The following is a 17,274-nucleotide window of genomic DNA, read 5'->3' as shown; positions in this document are numbered from 1 at the left end:
GACCTCTTTACTATAATAATTCTATTTGAGATCATATTCAAGCGTGATCTCAGCTTTCAACAGTTTTGATAAAGGACAGCTTTCCTTGGCTTTATTTGCAATTTTATCAAATTGATCTTTGTTAATCCCAGGTACTTCCGCATTCAGGATCAAATGAGATTTGGTGATTTCTCCATCTTCGAAAGTAATTTCAGAAGTCGTCTCAATTTTATCCGGTTCAAAACCATCTTCAGTTAGAAATGCAGATAATTGCATACTAAAACATCCTGCATGCGCAGCTCCAACCAATTCTTCCGGGTTGGTACCTTTTCCATTTTCGAACCTCGTTTTGAACGAATACTGGGCATCTTTTAGAACACCACTTTCAAGGCTAACAGTTCCTTTTCCTTCTTTTAATGAGCCTTTCCATATGGCCGATCCTTTCCTTTTCATAATTTAATTTTTGAGATTACTCTCTAAATTAATAACCAAAGCATGAAATGGAAAACAATTATAAAAACCTTAACCAATCATAAACTAAAAAAGCCTGAAAATTAATTCAGGCTTTCAATGTTATATGGTTCAGGATCTTATTTAATCTCTACAACTTCAAGATCAAACACAAGATCTTTACCTGCTAACGGATGATTTGCATCTACTACGATACTTTCATCTTTAACTTCTGTAACTACCAGGTTGATCTCACGACCATCAGGCCCTTTTGAAACCAATGGCATTCCAACCTCAGGTTTAAGTTCCTCCGGAAGTTGATTCTTATCAACCTCTTGAATTAATTCAGCTTTTGGCTCTCCGTAAGCCTCTTCCTTAGGTATATTTATAGTCTTTTTTTCATTTACTTCCATACCGATAAGACCTTCTTCAAATCCCGGGATAAGCTGGCCCTGTCCTAATGTGAACTCTATTGGTTCTCCTCGTTCTACTGAACTATCGAAAACCTGACCGTCTTCTAATTTCCCTGTGTAATGTACCTTAACGGCGTCATTTTGCTTTACTTGACTCATAAAAAGTATTTTTTCAATTTTAAATTTGGCTATCAACTAATTTTCAGCCATTTGTATCAATTAGTGCAAGTACCCTGCCGAATCTCTGATAACCCGACAGAATATCCGATAATGACGCATTCTGTCATATTTTCATTAAATTGAATGCAGATTATCACCAAATCACCTTTGTATCTGTCAAACTAACTTAGATGATTCCTATGAAGCTTAAACCCATTACAAGTTCAAATTCCAGAAGAGATTTTATTAAAAAGTCTGGTCTGGCAGCTACAGGTTTTTATATAGTGCCCAGGCACGTGCTGGGCGGTCCTGGTTTTATACCTCCCAGTGATAAATTATTGATTGCCGGGATTGGAGTAGGTGGAAAAGGCGAGTCTGACCTATTAAGTTTTTACGAAACCGGAAAGGCAGAGATCGCCTATTTGTGCGATGTGGACGACCGCCTGGCAGCGGCATCGGTAAAAAGGTTTTCTAAAGCAAAATATTACAAAGATTATCGGGAACTATATGATAACGAAGCAAAAAATTTTGATGCGGTTTGTGTTTCTACTCCAGACCATAATCATGCGGTTCAGGCTATGGGAGCGATGCAAAGAGGAAAACATGTATATGTTCAAAAACCTCTTACCCATGATATTTATGAAGCCAGGAAACTTACAGAGGCAGCAAAAGAATACCGGGTGGTAACTCAAATGGGAAACCAGGGTGCCTCTGGCGACGGTGTTCGTAGGATGAAAGAATGGTACGAAGCCGGTGTAATTGGTGATGTTAATGAGGTTTACGTATGGACTAACAGGCCAGTCTGGCCTCAGGGTATTTCCTGGCCCGAAAAAACTTCTGTGATCCCAGCTGAGCTTGACTGGGACTTGTGGCTGGGTACCGCTCCTTATAAAGATTATGTAGATGGCCTGGTGCCTTTTAACTGGCGAGGCTGGTGGGAATATGGTACCGGGGCATTGGGAGATATGGGATGTCATTTAGTCGAGCCGGCTTTTAATGTACTTGAACTTAAATATCCTCATGAGGTTGAATGTAGTGTGGGGAGTATTTATGTGGACGAATTCCAAAGAGGCTATTTCCCCGAGAGTTGTCCTCCCTCGAGCCATGTGATAATGAGGTTTGCCGGAAAAAAGAAATCATCGTCAGATATTAAATTACACTGGATGGACGGGGGAATAAAACCTATGCGACCTGATGAATTAGGTTCCGAAGAAACATTTGGTGATGGCGGGAACGGTACATTGATAATTGGAACCAAAGGAAAAATGATGTGTGGCACCTACGGTTTGAATCCAAGATTACTACCTACAAGCAGAACAAATGAGGTAATTGTTTCAGAAAAATATCCTAGGGTCAAAGACGGTATGAATGGGCATTATGCCCAATGGGTTGAAGCTGCTATTGCCGGATATAAAGAAAAAACTCTGAGCTCACCTTTTGAAATAGCAGGTCCTTTGACAGAAACTCTTTTGATTGCGAATCTGGCCATACGTGGTTATGATATCCAGAAAACCAGAACAAATTCCAATGGGAAAACCCAGATCTATTACCCCGGAAGAGATATAAAGATGATCTGGGATGCTGAGAATCTGAAAGTCACAAATTTTGAGGAAGCCAATCAATTTGTAAAACGGGATTACAGGGAAGGATATTCATTGTGAAAATTATGAAGCTTGACAATTCGATCTCTTCATTAAAATTTGTAGGACATGGTTCTAAGTCCATCCTATTGTCAATTTTATTAACCTTATCTGCCTGTAAAAAAAGATCAGCTGAAAATGAGAATTGGGTTACTATGTGTGTAACCGCCACCGCATATAATTCTGTGGAAGCCCAGACTCAGGACAATCCAAATATTACGGCCTGGGGTGATACATTAAAACCCGGAATGAATGCCATTGCTGTTTCCAGGGACTTGATAAGAATGGGGATAGACCACAATTCTAAAGTAAAGATCGAAGGGTTCGATAGCCTATTCGTGGTAAAGGATAAAATGCATTACAGATGGCGTAACCGCATAGATATTTATATGGGAAAAAACGTTGGTAAGGCTAGAAAATTTGGCAGGAAGAAATTAAATATCTCTTATATCTTTCAAAAAGACCATACCAAATAATAGCCCGGTTTTTTTTATATGTTTATTATCTTCGGGCACAAATAAAAATCAATGTCTTTTTGTCGTAAATATTCTATTCTGGTTCTTGCCATTTTATTTTTCATATCCGGCTTTGCTCACCAAAGTGACTCGTTACCGGGTAATAAAAAGCTGATCATAGGGATTACAGAAGCTCCTCCATTTGTTGTAAAACGACACAATGGTTATTCTGGTTTGAGCATTAGTTCCTGGAAGATGGTGAATGAGCAACTACAAGCAGGGTATGAATTCAGAGAATATGCTAATCTTCAGGATTTGTTGAATGCTGTTGAAAATGCTGAAGTAGACCTAAGCGTGAACCCTATAACGGTTACCGACAAAAGGATGACCCGTATGGACTTTACACAGCCTTACTTTATTTCTCATACAAGTGTGGCTAAAAGAAAAGAGTCTACTTTTCTGAAGCAGATAAAAAAATTCTTTAGCTGGGAGTTTTTCTCCGTAGTGGGATTACTTCTTTTGGTGATCCTTATTTTCGGAATCCTGGTTTGGTTTTTTGAAAGAAAGAAAAATAAGGAAGAATTTGGCGGGAATTTAAGAGGTATCATGCAGGGGTTCTGGTGGAGTGCGGTTACTATGACTACAGTAGGATATGGGGATAAGTCTCCAAGAACAACCGGCGGTAGAATAATAGGTTTGATCTGGATGTTTATGGCTGTGATCATAATCTCCAGTTTTACCGCGGGAATCGCTTCATCCATAACCGTGAGAAGTATTAATGAGGAGATTAATAATATTCAGGATCTGGAAAGATTTGAAGTAACCACCGTAAGGAGTTCCAGTTCACAGGAATTGCTGGAATTATATGATATTGAAAATGAACTGGTAGCTAGTGCCGCAAAAGGCCTCGAATCCTTATTAAATGGAAAAACTGAAGTGTTAGTATATGACGAACCGATTCTGAGATTTGAAATAGAAATGTCTGATCTTTCTAAGGAACTGGAGGTACTGGAGCACAGTCTTAAAAAAGATTATTATAGTTATGCTTTCCCAAAAGATTCCAAATTGAAAAAAGAGATCGATCCCATTCTTGTTCGAATTTTAAAAACAATGGAATGGACGACCATTACCCGGGAATATAATTAATCCATTAGCCAAGGCCCAGATATCCCAGGATTATCCAAAGAATAATGAATACTACGACGATACCAACACATCCACAGCCTCCGCCAAGTTTTTTAGCGCCCCAGCCGGCTAAAATGGCCCTTATTATACTTTTCATAATTACAATTTATACGGGATGAAATTAGAAAGTTCCTGTATAAATTGATTCTTAATTATGATAAATTTAAATATATAAGTATCTAGATATTTGATTTTTAGTATATTAACGCCCTTTTAGTTCTAATCGCTAATATTATGGCTACCAAAAACCAACCAAAAAAATTTTCTGACATGGAATTCCTGCAGACCTCTGCCAGGGAAAATAATAAAGTGATCTATATTGCCATCGTTTTGGTCCTGGTTTTCACCCTTGTTGCCATGACCGGGGTTTATTACGAATACTGGTAGGTTATCGTTTGATTTCATTCATTAATAAAAACGCTTTATTGATAAATTCTTTCTCCAGGAATAAGGCGAAATAATTTGAAGTGGAAATCATTTCAAATACCGGTATACCCTCATAAGCTAGTAGTTTAAAAATATAAAAGTATAGTCCCACGGTTTGGGAACTATTCTTTGGAAGAGCAATGGTAATTGATGATAATTCCTCTTTAACAGAAACCCGTACTTCATTCCTAAAGCATTTCTCAACCAGGTCTGTAAGAGAGGAGGAGACGAGAATATTGCTTTCCTGGTAGTTACTGGAATAATTTAAATATACCCCGCTCTGATCTTTAACGGCTTCCAGTAATCTGGCTTTGTTAGAAATGATGCTTCGGGAGTTGAGATACGTATATTCAGTGATTCCTGATCTTACGATAATATCCCCCAATTCCCTTAAACTTTGCATATCTACCTTCGTTCGGCTGGGAGCATATCTTCTTAAGGCCATGATAATACTACCTTGCTTCACGGGTTTTCGCATTTCTTTCTCGACCTGCGGCTGAATATCTGCAGCCAATCCGCTAAAGTTGATTATATCCCGGGCTATTGCATCGTCCAGAAATGGTTGATGCCGAATTATATCATGCACACAGGTAGTAATTGTCTTCATTGTTTATTATTGAACATTTTGTACAAATGTATATAAAATGAAATATAATTTTTGGAAGACATGTTTTTAATAATACCTATGCAGCCTGAAATTACAGGCTATGAGGGTATTAAAATTTGGAGGCACTTCTGTAGGTTCTGCGGCAAGTATCAGGAATGTACGGAAAATAGTAACAGACCAGAATGGCGATAAATTACTGGTCTTATCTGCTATGTCCGGGGTCACCAATATGCTGGTAGAGCTCTCAACATCTGTAAGAAACAAAAACAGGAAAAATTGCTCCAGCCTGTTTAATGAAATTGAAATTAAACACCTGCAGCTTATTGACGAGCTTATTGCTGAAAAATCTGTTAATGCAAGAGTAAGAGAGCATATAAAATACCGGATGTCTACTCTTGAAAAGTTTTGTAATGCTGAATGGAATAAGCAACTGGATGCTGAAATAGTAACTACAGGAGAAAGCTTGCTTACCTATATTTTTAGCTCATATCTTACTGCTGAAGGTATCGGGAATAATCTTCTGGATGCCAGGGAATTTATGCGGGTAGATAATCTTGAAAATCCAGATACTAGCCTAATTGGGCAATTATTAGATGATCATCTAAAAAAACTAAATTCCCAGGATATTCTTATCACCCAGGGATTTGTTCGTATCGATAGTAAAGGTGAAATTAATACCCTGAAGCGGGGAGGAAGCGATTTCACGGCTACTATTCTTGGTGCTGCAATCAAAGCTTCCGAAATCCAGATCTGGACAGATATCAATGGATTACACAATAACGATCCCAGGTTCGTAGAAAATACCCGGCCGGTTTCAGAATTAAGTTTTGAAGAAGCAGCAGAGCTCGCCTATTTTGGTGCCAAGATCCTGCATCCCCAGACGATATCACCGGTCATTGGTAAAAATATTCCGGTTTACCTTAAAAATACGTTTACACCTGAAACTACCGGTACACGCATAAGTGCTAAAGTTGAAACTAAAGGTTTAAAAGCGATCTCTGCCAAGGATGAGATCACGGCCATCAGGATTAAATCCAACCGGATGCTTATGGCACATGGATTCTTGAGAAAGATCTTCGAGATCTTCGATAAATATGAGACTGCCATAGATATGATCACCACCTCAGAGATAGCTATTTCCCTGACAATAGACGACCGTACCAATTTGGATAGCATTCTGGAAGAACTTGAAGATTACGGCGAAATAAGCGTGGATGCCAATCATAGTATAATTTGCGTGGTAGGAGAGGGGCTTATTGAAGACCGCGGTACTTCCAGGTTATTCGAAATTCTCCGGGATGTTCCGGTAAGGATGATCTCCTATGGGGGTAGTAAAAATAATATTTCCCTTCTGGTGGACACCAGGAATAAAATAGAAACTTTAAAAAAATTGAATGAAAAATTGTTTAGCGACCGGTTTCAGGAATCGGTCTGAAAATTTTGTTCAAAGTTTGATTAAATTGTTTTTTGTGTAGTGAAAACCGTTGGTTAATTGTTCAACCGGCGGTTTTCTATTTTTTATGGCGGTTTTTTTCTTCTATAAACCTGCTCATAAAATAGGTGCTTTTATGAAAATGATACTTTAGCATTTGCCCGGTAAAATTATGTTCCCTGTGTTTTTCAAGGTTTTCTCTAAGGATATTCAAATAGCTTTGAAATCGCTGCTGATGTAATTTAATATTGAATCGGGTATTAAAAATGGTAAAACCAATCTTTTGTTTTTCATTCCATGGTTGCTGGTTAGAATAAAGATTATAAGCTTTCTGAACGAATTGAGGAACATCATCAGAAATAAAACCATTCCATTCGCCAGATTTACTTATACCCTCACTGCCAAGCATAGTAGTTACAGATGGGGTGCCATTTTGCATTGCTTCTACCAGCTTTCCTTTAAGTCCCGCCCCGAATTGTATAGGAGCCAGACATACCCTGGCCTGTTTCATTACCTCTGCAGAGTTATCTGCCCAGCCGTGAACCATAAAATTTTCTGATGGATTGTGCAGGTTCAAAACTTTCTGGGAGGGATAGGCTCCATAAATATTCATCTTCGTACCAGGTAATTCCTTCCGGAGTTCCGGCCATATTTTTTCTTTTAGGAACAGTACAGCGTTCCAGTTGGGTTCATGTAGAAAATTACCAATACTTATAAAATCCTTTCTCTCCTCGAATCCAGGTAAAGCTGATTGTTGTTTTTCAGAGACAGGCTTTAGCATAAAAGGCAGGTAAAAAAGAATAGCTTCAGGGATCCCAAATTCTGCCTGCAATAATTCCAATTCAGGTTCAGAAATGATCAAACTCAGATCGCAGCGGTAGATGGCCGCAATTTCTCTTTTCGTAAGATCTAAGTTTTTTAAGATATTTTCAGTAGCTATTATATCTTTATAAGCCTGATGCCGCGCCTTACGCAAAAAATGTAGATCTTCTGTGTCCAGAATCTTGATCGCGTAGGGACAAATCTGGTCCACTCTCCAGCCAAATTGTTCTTCAATCATAAACCGGTCGAACAGGACAACGTCTGGTTTCAGGTCTTCTAAAAAAATATCAAACTGGGGATCATTCAATTTGATATTTTCGATCTCCACACCCCACGTTTCCAGATTCACCATGTTATCTGTGGTTCTTGCTGTGGTTGCAAAAGTGATATTATATTTTTCCTGAATAAAGAATTCGATTAATTGCAACATTCGTGAACCGGCTGCAGAAGAATTGGGTTCTGGCCATACATAACCAATGATAAGAAGCTTGGGCATTGATTTTTTTTCAAAAATAGTAATTATAACTGGCCGGTAAGGAGTATGGTGGCGGTAATCCAGAGTATGACCGAAAGAATACCTCCAATAAGAAAAAAATGCCTGAATTTATAGATTCCCATTCCGTAGATAATGGTATTGGTCTGGTATCCTACAGGTGTGAAAAAACTGAAATTTGAAGCAAATAATACAGCCAGAATAAATGGTTTTGGATCCTGGTTCAGGCTTGCCGCAATGGTAATAGCAATTGGTGCAATAATAATTGCTGTAGCATTGTTGGATATAAAACCACTCAGGAACATTGTGACCAGGAATAAAACCCCGATAACAATAAAATCACTTTTATTATCGAACAAACGCAATAGATTATCTGAGATCCATTGATCGGCACCCGAGTTGGACATCGCCACACCCAGGGGAATCATACCTGCCAGCAGAAATATGATCTGCCAGTTCACCTGGGAATACATTTTACCCAGGTCTATACATTTTAAAAATATCATCAGGAAACAACCAATAAGTGCGCTTTTTAGAATAGGAAAGATGGAGAACGCAGAAAGTCCTATTACCAGTAACAAAATCCCCAAAGAAAGGTTTCGTTTGGATTTAGTGACAATTCGTATATCGTCGTGCTGTCTAAGAATAGCGATATCATCCATTTGCTGTAACTCGTGCAGATCATTCGGAGAAACTTCAACAAGCAGGCGGTCACCAACTCTCAACTCAATATCATCAGATTTACGGTCCAGTATCCTTGGCCCGGGATTCCTGAGGCTTCTTCTTTTCCTTATCGCCAGGGGAGAAGCACCATGCAGGTCATACCAGCCCACAGTTTTAATGCTTTTACCTATTAAAGGGGAGTTAGGGAGCATCAGAATTTCCAATAACTGAATATTGTCTTCAAGATTTTCAGTTTTTTCTACTGAAGAACTGGTTTTGAACCTGTCTGGGTTCTTAATTATGGTGAGATCGCCGGAATCTTTTAATTTAAGTAATTGTGAGATGCTGCACCTTAAGAGCAATTGATCTCCTTCCTGAAGCGTAGTATATTTGCCCGGATGTTCATTTACTGAGCCTTTCCTTTTTAACCTGATGACATCGATATCTTCAGCTTCATTTCCAAAAACATCCTCAATATTCTGTCCTATTAGTCCCGAATTTTTTGAAACTATTCCCTTGGTTATATATGCATCCAGGTCATATTCGCTGGATATATCAGTTTTTTTCTGTTTTGGTAACAGTCCTATGAGAATGCTAACTGTAACCACGGTAATGATCAGGAAAATGACTCCCAACCAGGTAAATTCAAAAAAACCAAATCTTTCCACGCCTCTTTTAACGGCCACTGCGTTGACAATAAGGTTGGTAGATGTTCCCATAAGTGTACAACTACCCCCAATAATTCCGGCAAAAGAAATTGGAAGTAATAATTTAGAGCTTGGGATACCATATTTATCAGATAGCTCATCAATGATCTTTACAAATACCAGTACAACTGCGGTGGTATTGATAAATGCCGAAATTCCTCCGGCAATGAACATGAATACAGGTACCATAAGGAATAAGGGAAGACCACGCAATTTTTTAAGTCCGTTCGCAAGCCAGTCAATAACCCCGTTAGATTCAAGACCTATAGCAATGATCATTAGAGCAAGAACCGTAATCGTTGCAGGACTGGAAAACCCTGAAATAGCCTCTTCCGGACTTATTATGTTGGTTAGGAGCAGACTAACCATAATAAAAAATGCGATCTTATCCACGGGAAAGACTTCCAGCGCAAATAAAAATATCACCGTAATGATTATTACAAACAGGATAATTATCTCAAGCGTCATTGCTAATCAATTTCATAGCTTAAAATTAATCTTAAGTTTTATCAACTTATTTTCTTTCTGAAATATTTAAGATAACACATTTGCTCAGGAGCATCAATTTGAATAATATAGGTAGCTCAATAATAGGAAAGATTATATGAGTAGGGGATTCGTAAAGGAGGATGATCAGGAAGAACCGGTTTTGATACCACCCAGAGCGGCGTTGCCTGAAGGTGTTACAAATTATGTTACGCCAAAAGGTCTTGCAGAGCTAAAAAGGGAAATGAAAGATTTGGAAGAAAAAAGAGCAAATGTACAGGCTGAAAATGATACGGAAAAAAGAAGAGCTCAAAGTTTAATAGACGGAAAGATAAATCTTCTTGCTGAAAGATTGCAGACAGCCAGGATACTTGATCCTAAAGAGCAACCTGAAGATGAAATAAGGTTTGGGGCCTATGTTAAACTGAAGAATGAGAACTCGGGACAGCTGCAGGAATTCCAAATTGTGGGCGTGGATGAAGCAGATATTAGAAAGAAAAAAATAGCCTTTATTGCCCCAATAGCAAAAGCGATCACCGGGAGCAAGGAAGGCGATCTGGTTGAACTAAAACTGGGTACTGAAATAAGAAACCTGAGAGTCCTGGAAATTACTTATTGATCATTTTCAATGATGAACTCGAGTGTATCAACAATATCTCCGAATTTATCAATTTCAATTTTAAACTCTAAGGGGTCTGTAGCCGAATAACCAAGTTTTTTCATTTGTAACGGATCAATTTCAGCGATATAATTACCCGGGGACAGGCCTAGATATGTAAAATATCCATCACCTTCACTTAAAATTTTCCTTACTAGATCTCCACTTTTATCAAGAATATTCACTGTTATCCGGCCAATTCCCCTTTTCGATTTCCCATCGCTCATATATACCATTCCGGCAACCTCGCCAAGAACTTCGACAGGAATTTCAATTTCCTGAAATTGATTTGGAAGGGTTTGAACTTTGATTTTTTCATTTTTCACCTTCCAGGCTATATTGTCGAGACTATTAGGGTCTACCTCAAGAATAATATCTATATAAGGTTGCAGCTCTGTAATTCGCAGTGTTGTTTCATCTTCATTATAGGTAGGTCTTCCAACCGAATTTTTTAAGCGGATACCCGGGATTGCCGGTTCCATGGGATCCCGCATTCCATTTGAATTATAATCCAGGAACGGAATTATATTCAACGCTGCCTTGGACATTGCAGTACGGTTATTAGCAAGAATATAACCTGTATTATCGTCTAACATCAAACTTCCACGAGCCGACTGAACAAATGAGTTATTCCTGTTTCCAAGTCTGGAGGTCAATGAAGTTTGTGCAAAATTAAAAGCATACCTGAACCCAATTTCAAAAATGTGGGCATTTCGTAAAAGATTGCTCTCATAAGCAAGGTTTAAGAAACCTTGCTTAAAAACAGGTCTTTCTACTTCAAGAATAATATTATTGAATTCATTTCGGCTAAAATCATACTGCACCTGTGGTGAGAATAAAAATTTATTTGGCAGCCTATAATTTTGGGAGATAGAGGAATATACAGTTGGTCTTTTCACTCGGTCATTATATATACCATAGGTTGTAAAATTAGTGCTTATACCCATTACCGTCCCAGAAAGTAATAATTGCGCAGTAGTAAATTCAGTAGTAGGCATAATTATTTGATTTACACTAAACCTACTGAACAGTGAAAAATTTTTGGCACGTATAGGTGTGGATAAGCTGATCTTTCGTTCTTCCAGATAATTGAAATTTATGGCTTTTTGATCTTTATCATAGTTAATATAATTAAGTTCCAACTGTAAGTTTCCAGGGGTTCTGTAGCTTAACACACCTTCTTTTTTAACCCCATACATGTATTCTCCGCTAAATAGCAAATTAGATGCAAACCGAATTGATGAGTTTACGAAAGGCATTACTTCACCACTGGTCACTCCTGAAAGATATTCTACTCCTCCACCAATCGTGACAGCATTGCTTAGTCCATAATTGACATTAAGTCTTGAGAATTTATCCAGATCATCGTTTTCTACAATTCCCGCACTCAAAGTATATTCAACTTCTCTCTTTGGGACAAAATTATATGGAATATTAATTAAACGTTCTTCGATACGTTCCTGCCCGTACGGACCATAAAATTTTAATCGAACCGCCGTGTTTCCATACATAAGAGGCACGTCAAAAGTATAGAAGCCTGAGGCATCGGCCTGGGTAAATTCTACCAGAATATTATTTATGTATAGCTCTACAGTCCATCTTGGATCTGTATAATCACTCAGCGTGTAAGTCCCAAATGATCTTCTGTTTATAAATGGGCTATTGCTAAATTGGATTCCACTAACCGGGGCAAATAGGGAAGAGGTGGCCCGGGTAAAGATTCTACCCGCGGTTACCTGTTTAAAAAATTGACTGCCATGATCAATATAGCGCCATTGGTAGAACTGATTACGTGTGTTAAATGGAACCCTTGTGGAATAATTGAGTAAAAGGTTAGTTTCCCCGCCAAGAAACATGGTTCCCAATCCCAGCGATAACCTGTTGTCATTTTCAAAATTGCTTTGTTGCGTTGCTACTACCCCCCAATCCAAACTTCCTCCTTTGAAAAAAGGATATTCTCTCGCGATCGTAGTATCCGGATTTTTCTGGCCTTTTACTTTATTTAAATTTTTTCGAATTTTTTTCAGACGTAATTCTTTTAGCACAGGTAACTCTATATCGGTTTGCAATTGAACCGACAGACTCCGGAAGGAAAAATTAGTATTTAAACCAAATACTTCTCCAAACAAATTTGATTTTAAATAAAATGTTGTGGGGGATTGAATAAAATCCCGCTTTTCCAGGTTATATTCAGAATTTTTATAAATTATAAATTCTTCTGTAATATTAATTACAAATGTGGAGTCCTGATGAACTATAAAGCCTGTAAAACCAGTTGCAGTTTCTTCATTCTTTATCTTCAAAGTATTGAATAATTCCCTGACAGGCAAATAAGCGTCCTGACCTTTTATAGCAATCGGCATCTCCAGGGTGCCAAGATCGGGAACCGTTAGCTCTACACTTAACTCATCGTACGCTGGAATATTTTCCTGGGCAAAACCTGAAGATGAAAAAATAATGCATACAAAAGCTATAAACAGGCTTTTATAAATACCAGCAGCTAAGTTGAAAAATTGTAGGTGCATTAACTGGAAGTAAATTGCTATTGATGAATAAAATTGAGAGTAAAGGTCCCAAAGTACGTACCTGGTAGATTTCCGGAATTTTCAGGAGGAATTCTCAAGGTGCCACCAACAAAAACTTCATTAGGTATTTCAGCATTGGGAGCCTTGGTAACAAAGGTTTTCTGGCCAGTGCTGAAACTATTTATAAAAAGATCAATCTGAAGTCCGGTTGCCTGGTTTTCGAGAGTATAAGGCCCCATATCCTGAATTTGAATAATAGTTCCGGGGTTGGCATAAACATCAAATAATGCTGCAGAGACAGGTTGTCCAAAATTCAGCTCAAAAATATCACCATCTACGCTACGTTGATCATCGAAGCTAACGGTGACATTACCTCCGGCACTACCTGCAGTAAAAGTTCCAAAATTCAGATTTCTGGAAGTTCTCACCTCGACCTGAACAGGAACCGGTGGATTCTCCTGAGCAACCATTTCAAAAAAAGAAAAAAGGAATATGAGTAGAGCCGATAAAAGTGTATATAAGTGCCTGGACGATAAAATTTTCATTTAGTTTCTGATTATTAATTTTCTGGAATATTGAGATTGGCCGGTTTGCAGACTTATTATATAAACCCCGGCACTCTTGATCCCCTGGAAAATAATCTGCTCCTTCCCGGTACCTGATCTTGTAATGAGAATTTGTCCAGTTATAGTACTTAGCCTTAAATTGCCTTTCTGATCTTTTTCCAGGTTAAGATTAACGATAATGTTTCCATCCTGAACCTTTGCTTCAAATGGTAGATTGAAAGCAATAGCAGGATTGGTCACTTCTTTTTCAGAAAACATTAACTCAAATCTGCTGTCATGAACCCCTTTAGTTATATTGAATTTGTAATTAGGTTTTGAGCGTAGATTTTGCCCTACTCCTGCGATATGATCTATCAGATAGATATTTAGATTAGGACTCAAATTTTCTATGGAAGCCATATTAATATTCATTTCCCCATTTTCTTCCACTCTTAGTCCCAGAGGAATTTTTCTATAATCTGAATAATCCGGATAAGGAATAGCATTAATAGCCAAAGCATTTTGGTTTTCAGTAAGATTATAAAAACTTGGAACGGTTGGATCTGTGTTCCACAGTTTATGTGCATCCAGCTCTTTTTCGAAACCTTCAGTAGCCGAGGATGTAAAATAAATAACTAGTGCATCTGATTGAGGATGTTGAACAAATCCAGCTTCCAATCGAAGTAAAAGAGGCTGTTCTAAAAGTTGGTTTTTATAAAAATTCTGATTAAAATCAGTTATCCTAACTCTATTATCCATTCCAAAATTCCCGGTAACCTTTTGTTTAGTCTCAGAATCACTGACTTTTATAAAATAGCCCTGCATTGAGGGAATTATATTCTGTGTTTCTCCACTTCCGGTAGATATATTATTTACGTAAGCTGTATAGGTACCACTATATTGATCAGTATCACTGGCGTTGAAAAAGTATATTCCATCATCTATATTGGTTCTGGTCCATCCTTCTGCAGAATTCCAGTCTATTGGTGAAGGGTAGGGATTCCCAACCAAATGAAAACCTTTGGTATATTCCCCGTGATTATTCTCTAATAGACGAGCCGTTATAAGACCGTTATTTACTTCACCGGTTAATTCTATGGTTTTCTCGTTGAAAGATGATCCAAAATTAAGGGCGTAGCCTTCAGAAATATTTAAACTATTCCCGGTTTCAGTATACGCCAACCATCCGGTAGCATCCTGGGGTGAACCATCAATGCTCACTGTCCTGTTTTCTTCATATCGATAAAAATGCGGAAAGCCACTTACCGCATCTTCTAAAACAATATAGGGAATAAAATCTCCAACAGTGGAATTTTTAAACGGAGAGCTAAAATATTTATAACCAAATGCTTTATCAAGAAAACGTTGCATGTTTACCAGGCCTAAGACCTCTCCGTTTCCGTTGCCAGAGATTAAGGCTGTTTGAGTGGCATCTGAAATTAAGGTAAGCTTATCCCCGGTTTGAAAAACACCATTTTCAGGATTCAAGGTGCCCGTTACTTCAATTAGCGCCTCAGAAGAAACACCAGCCGGGTTATTTATCCTGAGATTTAAAACCCTGTTATTTTGAAAAGCAGCTACAGGAATAATTTGCGTGTTGGTCCCTTCAAATGAAATACTTCCGTTCTCTGTATCTAAAACCCCTTGATTACTTAAATTTCCAGTAATCCTAAGCCAGTTGGAATTAATCTCCAGGGAGGCAGAATTTTGAACCTCAAGATCATTCGCCAAAGCATTAGCTCCGGGATTAACTACCGGATAATTTCCTGAGCTGAGATTTTCTGGAATTAAAACATCCGTATCCAAACCGGGCAAGCGATCACAACTCCAATTGGCACTATTATTCCAATTAGTATCTACGGCTCCGGTCCAGATTCCAGGTTCCTGGACGTTTAAAATTACATTTCTTGAAATAGAAATCTTACAATTAGAGCTGGAGCTTGGAGTTGGTTTTACTATGACTCTATAAAAATTATTCCCTAATTCAGCAGTAACCGGGGATATAACATATTCTGAATTTGTAGCGCCGGGTATATCTTCCCACGTTCCATCTGATAAAACTTTTTTCTGCCATCTAAAAGTCACATCGGCGGCAGATATATTCAATGATTCTGCCACACTAAAGGTTGCAGTGCCACCTATACAGGCTGTTTGATCGCTAATTGCGGTTAAATTATAGCAATTTACGAGGTCTACAAGATCCTCGGGAAAATCATCCCGATTGTTTTCAAAATCATCTTCGGTTCCATAATCGCAACTTTCCTGCTGAATATCACCAGTATTTCCATCATATTGACCACCACAGGTTTGGAAATCATCACCCCAATTTTCTACCGTTCCATAAATGTAAATATTTGCATTTTCAACATTCAGATCTCCCTGAGTGTCTGAGCCTTTTTTTATAAAATTGCCATAAATTATCAGGTAACTGGATACGTTTAATTCTATTTGGTTTGAAGCAAAAAAGTCACCGAAAACAATAACCCGGGCATTAGGGCCCATAATTAAAGTAGAAAAATTACCGTCCATCCTCAAATCTCCCTGAACGATCAAAGTTCCATTAACCTCGAGAATAGAAGAATTTTTTGAAAGGGTAACCTGGGAAAACTCTTCTAGAAAATTTTCCTGTATAGTATAACGCTCATTCCCAATTTCTAAAGCCGCCTGAGCATTCAAGGTTGCCGGGACAATAAAAATAACCAATAACAAGGCAAGTCCAAACAAACTATTTAAACGCTGGTAGCTTAGGCTCATACTATTATAAGGATACTTCTTTGGTAGCTAAAATGTTTGATTGACCTTCTGAATATGTTAAGATCAACTTCCCTTTATTAAGATCTACATCTGCAGCGTTTCTAAGTTCAAAGCTGAAATTTCTTTTGGTATTAGGTGTATATACCGAAATTCCTTTTACTATACCCACTTCAGTTTTATTTCCTTCTGGTGAGATATGGGTGGCAGTCAGGTTTCCATAAACAGACATGTTACCAGATCGCGTAATATTGAGAGATAGCCTTGGAAATTCTCCCTCCTGATTCAGGGAAATATCGTTTAAAGCGATTTGAGTAGTAGATTCGCCATTTCTGATAATAATGGGGATACTAATTCCGAATATCGTTTTAATATTGATAGAGATTCCTTCACTTTCATCAGATTCTTCAGAACCAAGGGCTGTTTCTTTCTCTATAGCCCTAAAATACATATGGGATCTATATTCACCCGGTTCTAGATTTCCAGTCCGGGTTAATTGCACGCGTATAGTTTGAGCTTCGTTTGGAGCCAGGGCAACTCTTCTAGGGAAATATCTCAGAAAATCTGTAGCAAAACGCTGACCTTCCTCAGGTTCTTCTACCTGCTCAAAATCACCGGCTTCGGTCATTTTATAATTTACGAATGAAATAGCGTAGACAGCAGTATCACTTCCTGTATTGGCCAGGTTAACTTCCTGGGATCTTTCAGAGCCATCAAAAACAAGCCTTTTCGGCATGATCATTAAATCTCCCTGAGCTAAAATGTTATTTCCTGAAGAAATGAAAATAAAAAGTAAGACGGAACTAAGTAGGTATTTTTGCATATCCGGGGGGTTGGATTATTTATTTTAATTAGAGACAAAATTAAGGATTACAGAT

General features: G+C 38.1%; 16 protein-coding genes. 6 read left to right on the top strand and 10 right to left on the bottom strand.

The features are described 5' to 3' along the window. Positions 1 to 21 precede the first annotated feature (21 nt). Both FGM01_RS01190 and FGM01_RS01185 read right to left on the bottom strand, forming a co-directional pair. Positions 22 to 432, bottom strand: a complete 411-nt coding sequence (locus FGM01_RS01190; RefSeq protein WP_143409292.1) for an OsmC family protein — start codon at positions 430 to 432, stop codon at positions 22 to 24. Positions 433 to 569: 137 nt separating this feature from the next. Then, on the bottom strand, positions 570 to 1,001 hold the full coding sequence (locus tag FGM01_RS01185; RefSeq protein ID WP_143409291.1) for an FKBP-type peptidyl-prolyl cis-trans isomerase: 432 nt from the start codon (positions 999 to 1,001) through the stop codon (positions 570 to 572). A gap of 200 nt (positions 1,002 to 1,201) precedes the next feature. Between FGM01_RS01185 and FGM01_RS01180 the strand changes: the two genes are divergently transcribed. From FGM01_RS01180 to FGM01_RS01170, 3 genes are read left to right on the top strand one after another with little or no spacing between them, the layout of a single operon-like run. Then, complete coding sequence (locus FGM01_RS01180; protein WP_143409290.1) at positions 1,202 to 2,662, top strand: Gfo/Idh/MocA family protein; 1,461 nt, start codon at positions 1,202 to 1,204, stop codon at positions 2,660 to 2,662. Positions 2,663 to 2,667: 5 nt separating this feature from the next. After that, entirely contained in the window at positions 2,668 to 3,117 is a 450-nt protein-coding gene (locus FGM01_RS01175) for a 3D domain-containing protein (RefSeq protein ID WP_423738343.1), read from the top strand. A 51-nt stretch (positions 3,118 to 3,168) separates the two neighbouring features. Next, on the top strand, positions 3,169 to 4,242 hold the full coding sequence (locus FGM01_RS01170) for a transporter substrate-binding domain-containing protein (protein WP_143409289.1): 1,074 nt from the start codon (positions 3,169 to 3,171) through the stop codon (positions 4,240 to 4,242). A 4-nt stretch (positions 4,243 to 4,246) separates the two neighbouring features. On the opposite strand, the gene FGM01_RS14675 is transcribed toward FGM01_RS01170, so the two are convergent. Further along, complete coding sequence (locus FGM01_RS14675; RefSeq protein WP_262710767.1) at positions 4,247 to 4,378, bottom strand: hypothetical protein; 132 nt, start codon at positions 4,376 to 4,378, stop codon at positions 4,247 to 4,249. Positions 4,379 to 4,515: 137 nt separating this feature from the next. Between FGM01_RS14675 and FGM01_RS14480 the strand changes: the two genes are divergently transcribed. Beyond that, entirely contained in the window at positions 4,516 to 4,668 is a 153-nt protein-coding gene (locus FGM01_RS14480) for a hypothetical protein (RefSeq protein WP_166435169.1), read from the top strand. Between the two features lies 1 nt (position 4,669). On the opposite strand, the gene FGM01_RS01165 is transcribed toward FGM01_RS14480, so the two are convergent. After that, positions 4,670 to 5,314 carry a hypothetical protein gene (locus tag FGM01_RS01165; RefSeq protein ID WP_143409288.1) on the bottom strand — a complete coding sequence of 215 codons (645 nt, stop codon included), beginning with the start codon at positions 5,312 to 5,314 and terminating at the stop codon, positions 4,670 to 4,672. Between the two features lie 100 nt (positions 5,315 to 5,414). Here FGM01_RS01165 and FGM01_RS01160 point away from each other — a divergent pair, with 100 nt between their 5' ends. Further along, positions 5,415 to 6,749, top strand: coding sequence for an aspartate kinase (locus FGM01_RS01160; protein ID WP_143409287.1), 1,335 nt, complete (start codon positions 5,415 to 5,417; stop codon positions 6,747 to 6,749). Between the two features lie 76 nt (positions 6,750 to 6,825). Here FGM01_RS01160 and FGM01_RS01155 read toward each other — a convergent pair whose 3' ends face one another. Further along, positions 6,826 to 8,064, bottom strand: a complete 1,239-nt coding sequence (locus tag FGM01_RS01155; RefSeq protein ID WP_143409286.1) for a glycosyltransferase family 4 protein — start codon at positions 8,062 to 8,064, stop codon at positions 6,826 to 6,828. A 23-nt stretch (positions 8,065 to 8,087) separates the two neighbouring features. Beyond that, positions 8,088 to 9,899, bottom strand: a complete 1,812-nt coding sequence (locus tag FGM01_RS01150) for an SLC13 family permease (protein WP_143409285.1) — start codon at positions 9,897 to 9,899, stop codon at positions 8,088 to 8,090. Between the two features lie 136 nt (positions 9,900 to 10,035). On the opposite strand from FGM01_RS01150, the gene FGM01_RS01145 reads away from it, so the two are divergent. Beyond that, positions 10,036 to 10,536, top strand: a complete 501-nt coding sequence (locus FGM01_RS01145; RefSeq protein WP_143409284.1) for a GreA/GreB family elongation factor — start codon at positions 10,036 to 10,038, stop codon at positions 10,534 to 10,536. Here the strand turns inward: FGM01_RS01145 and FGM01_RS01140 are convergent. Genes FGM01_RS01140 through FGM01_RS01125 form a run of 4 tightly spaced genes read right to left on the bottom strand, consistent with a single transcriptional unit; the run spans position 10,530 to position 17,219 of the window. Beyond that, positions 10,530 to 13,100 (bottom strand): hypothetical protein, encoded by a 2,571-nt coding sequence (locus tag FGM01_RS01140; RefSeq protein WP_143409283.1) that lies wholly within the window; start codon positions 13,098 to 13,100, stop codon positions 10,530 to 10,532. The two genes, FGM01_RS01145 and FGM01_RS01140, sit on opposite strands and share 7 nt — an antisense overlap. Before the next feature lie 17 nt (positions 13,101 to 13,117). Then, positions 13,118 to 13,645 (bottom strand): DUF4402 domain-containing protein, encoded by a 528-nt coding sequence (locus FGM01_RS01135; RefSeq protein ID WP_143409282.1) that lies wholly within the window; start codon positions 13,643 to 13,645, stop codon positions 13,118 to 13,120. After that, complete coding sequence (locus FGM01_RS01130; protein WP_143409281.1) at positions 13,646 to 16,399, bottom strand: T9SS type A sorting domain-containing protein; 2,754 nt, start codon at positions 16,397 to 16,399, stop codon at positions 13,646 to 13,648. It abuts the gene before it with no gap. A 4-nt stretch (positions 16,400 to 16,403) separates the two neighbouring features. Further along, the gene (locus tag FGM01_RS01125; protein ID WP_143409280.1) at positions 16,404 to 17,219 is read right to left on the bottom strand and encodes a fimbrial biogenesis chaperone; all 816 of its coding nucleotides are present in this window, start codon (positions 17,217 to 17,219) and stop codon (positions 16,404 to 16,406) included. Positions 17,220 to 17,274: the final 55 nt, after the last annotated feature.

Origin of the sequence: Christiangramia sabulilitoris (assembly GCF_007050985.1) — a bacterium.
GTDB lineage: Bacteria > Bacteroidota > Bacteroidia > Flavobacteriales > Flavobacteriaceae > Christiangramia > Christiangramia sabulilitoris.
The sequence above is the reverse complement of the archived record's forward strand: the minus strand, read 5'-3'. Positions and strand labels throughout refer to the sequence as shown.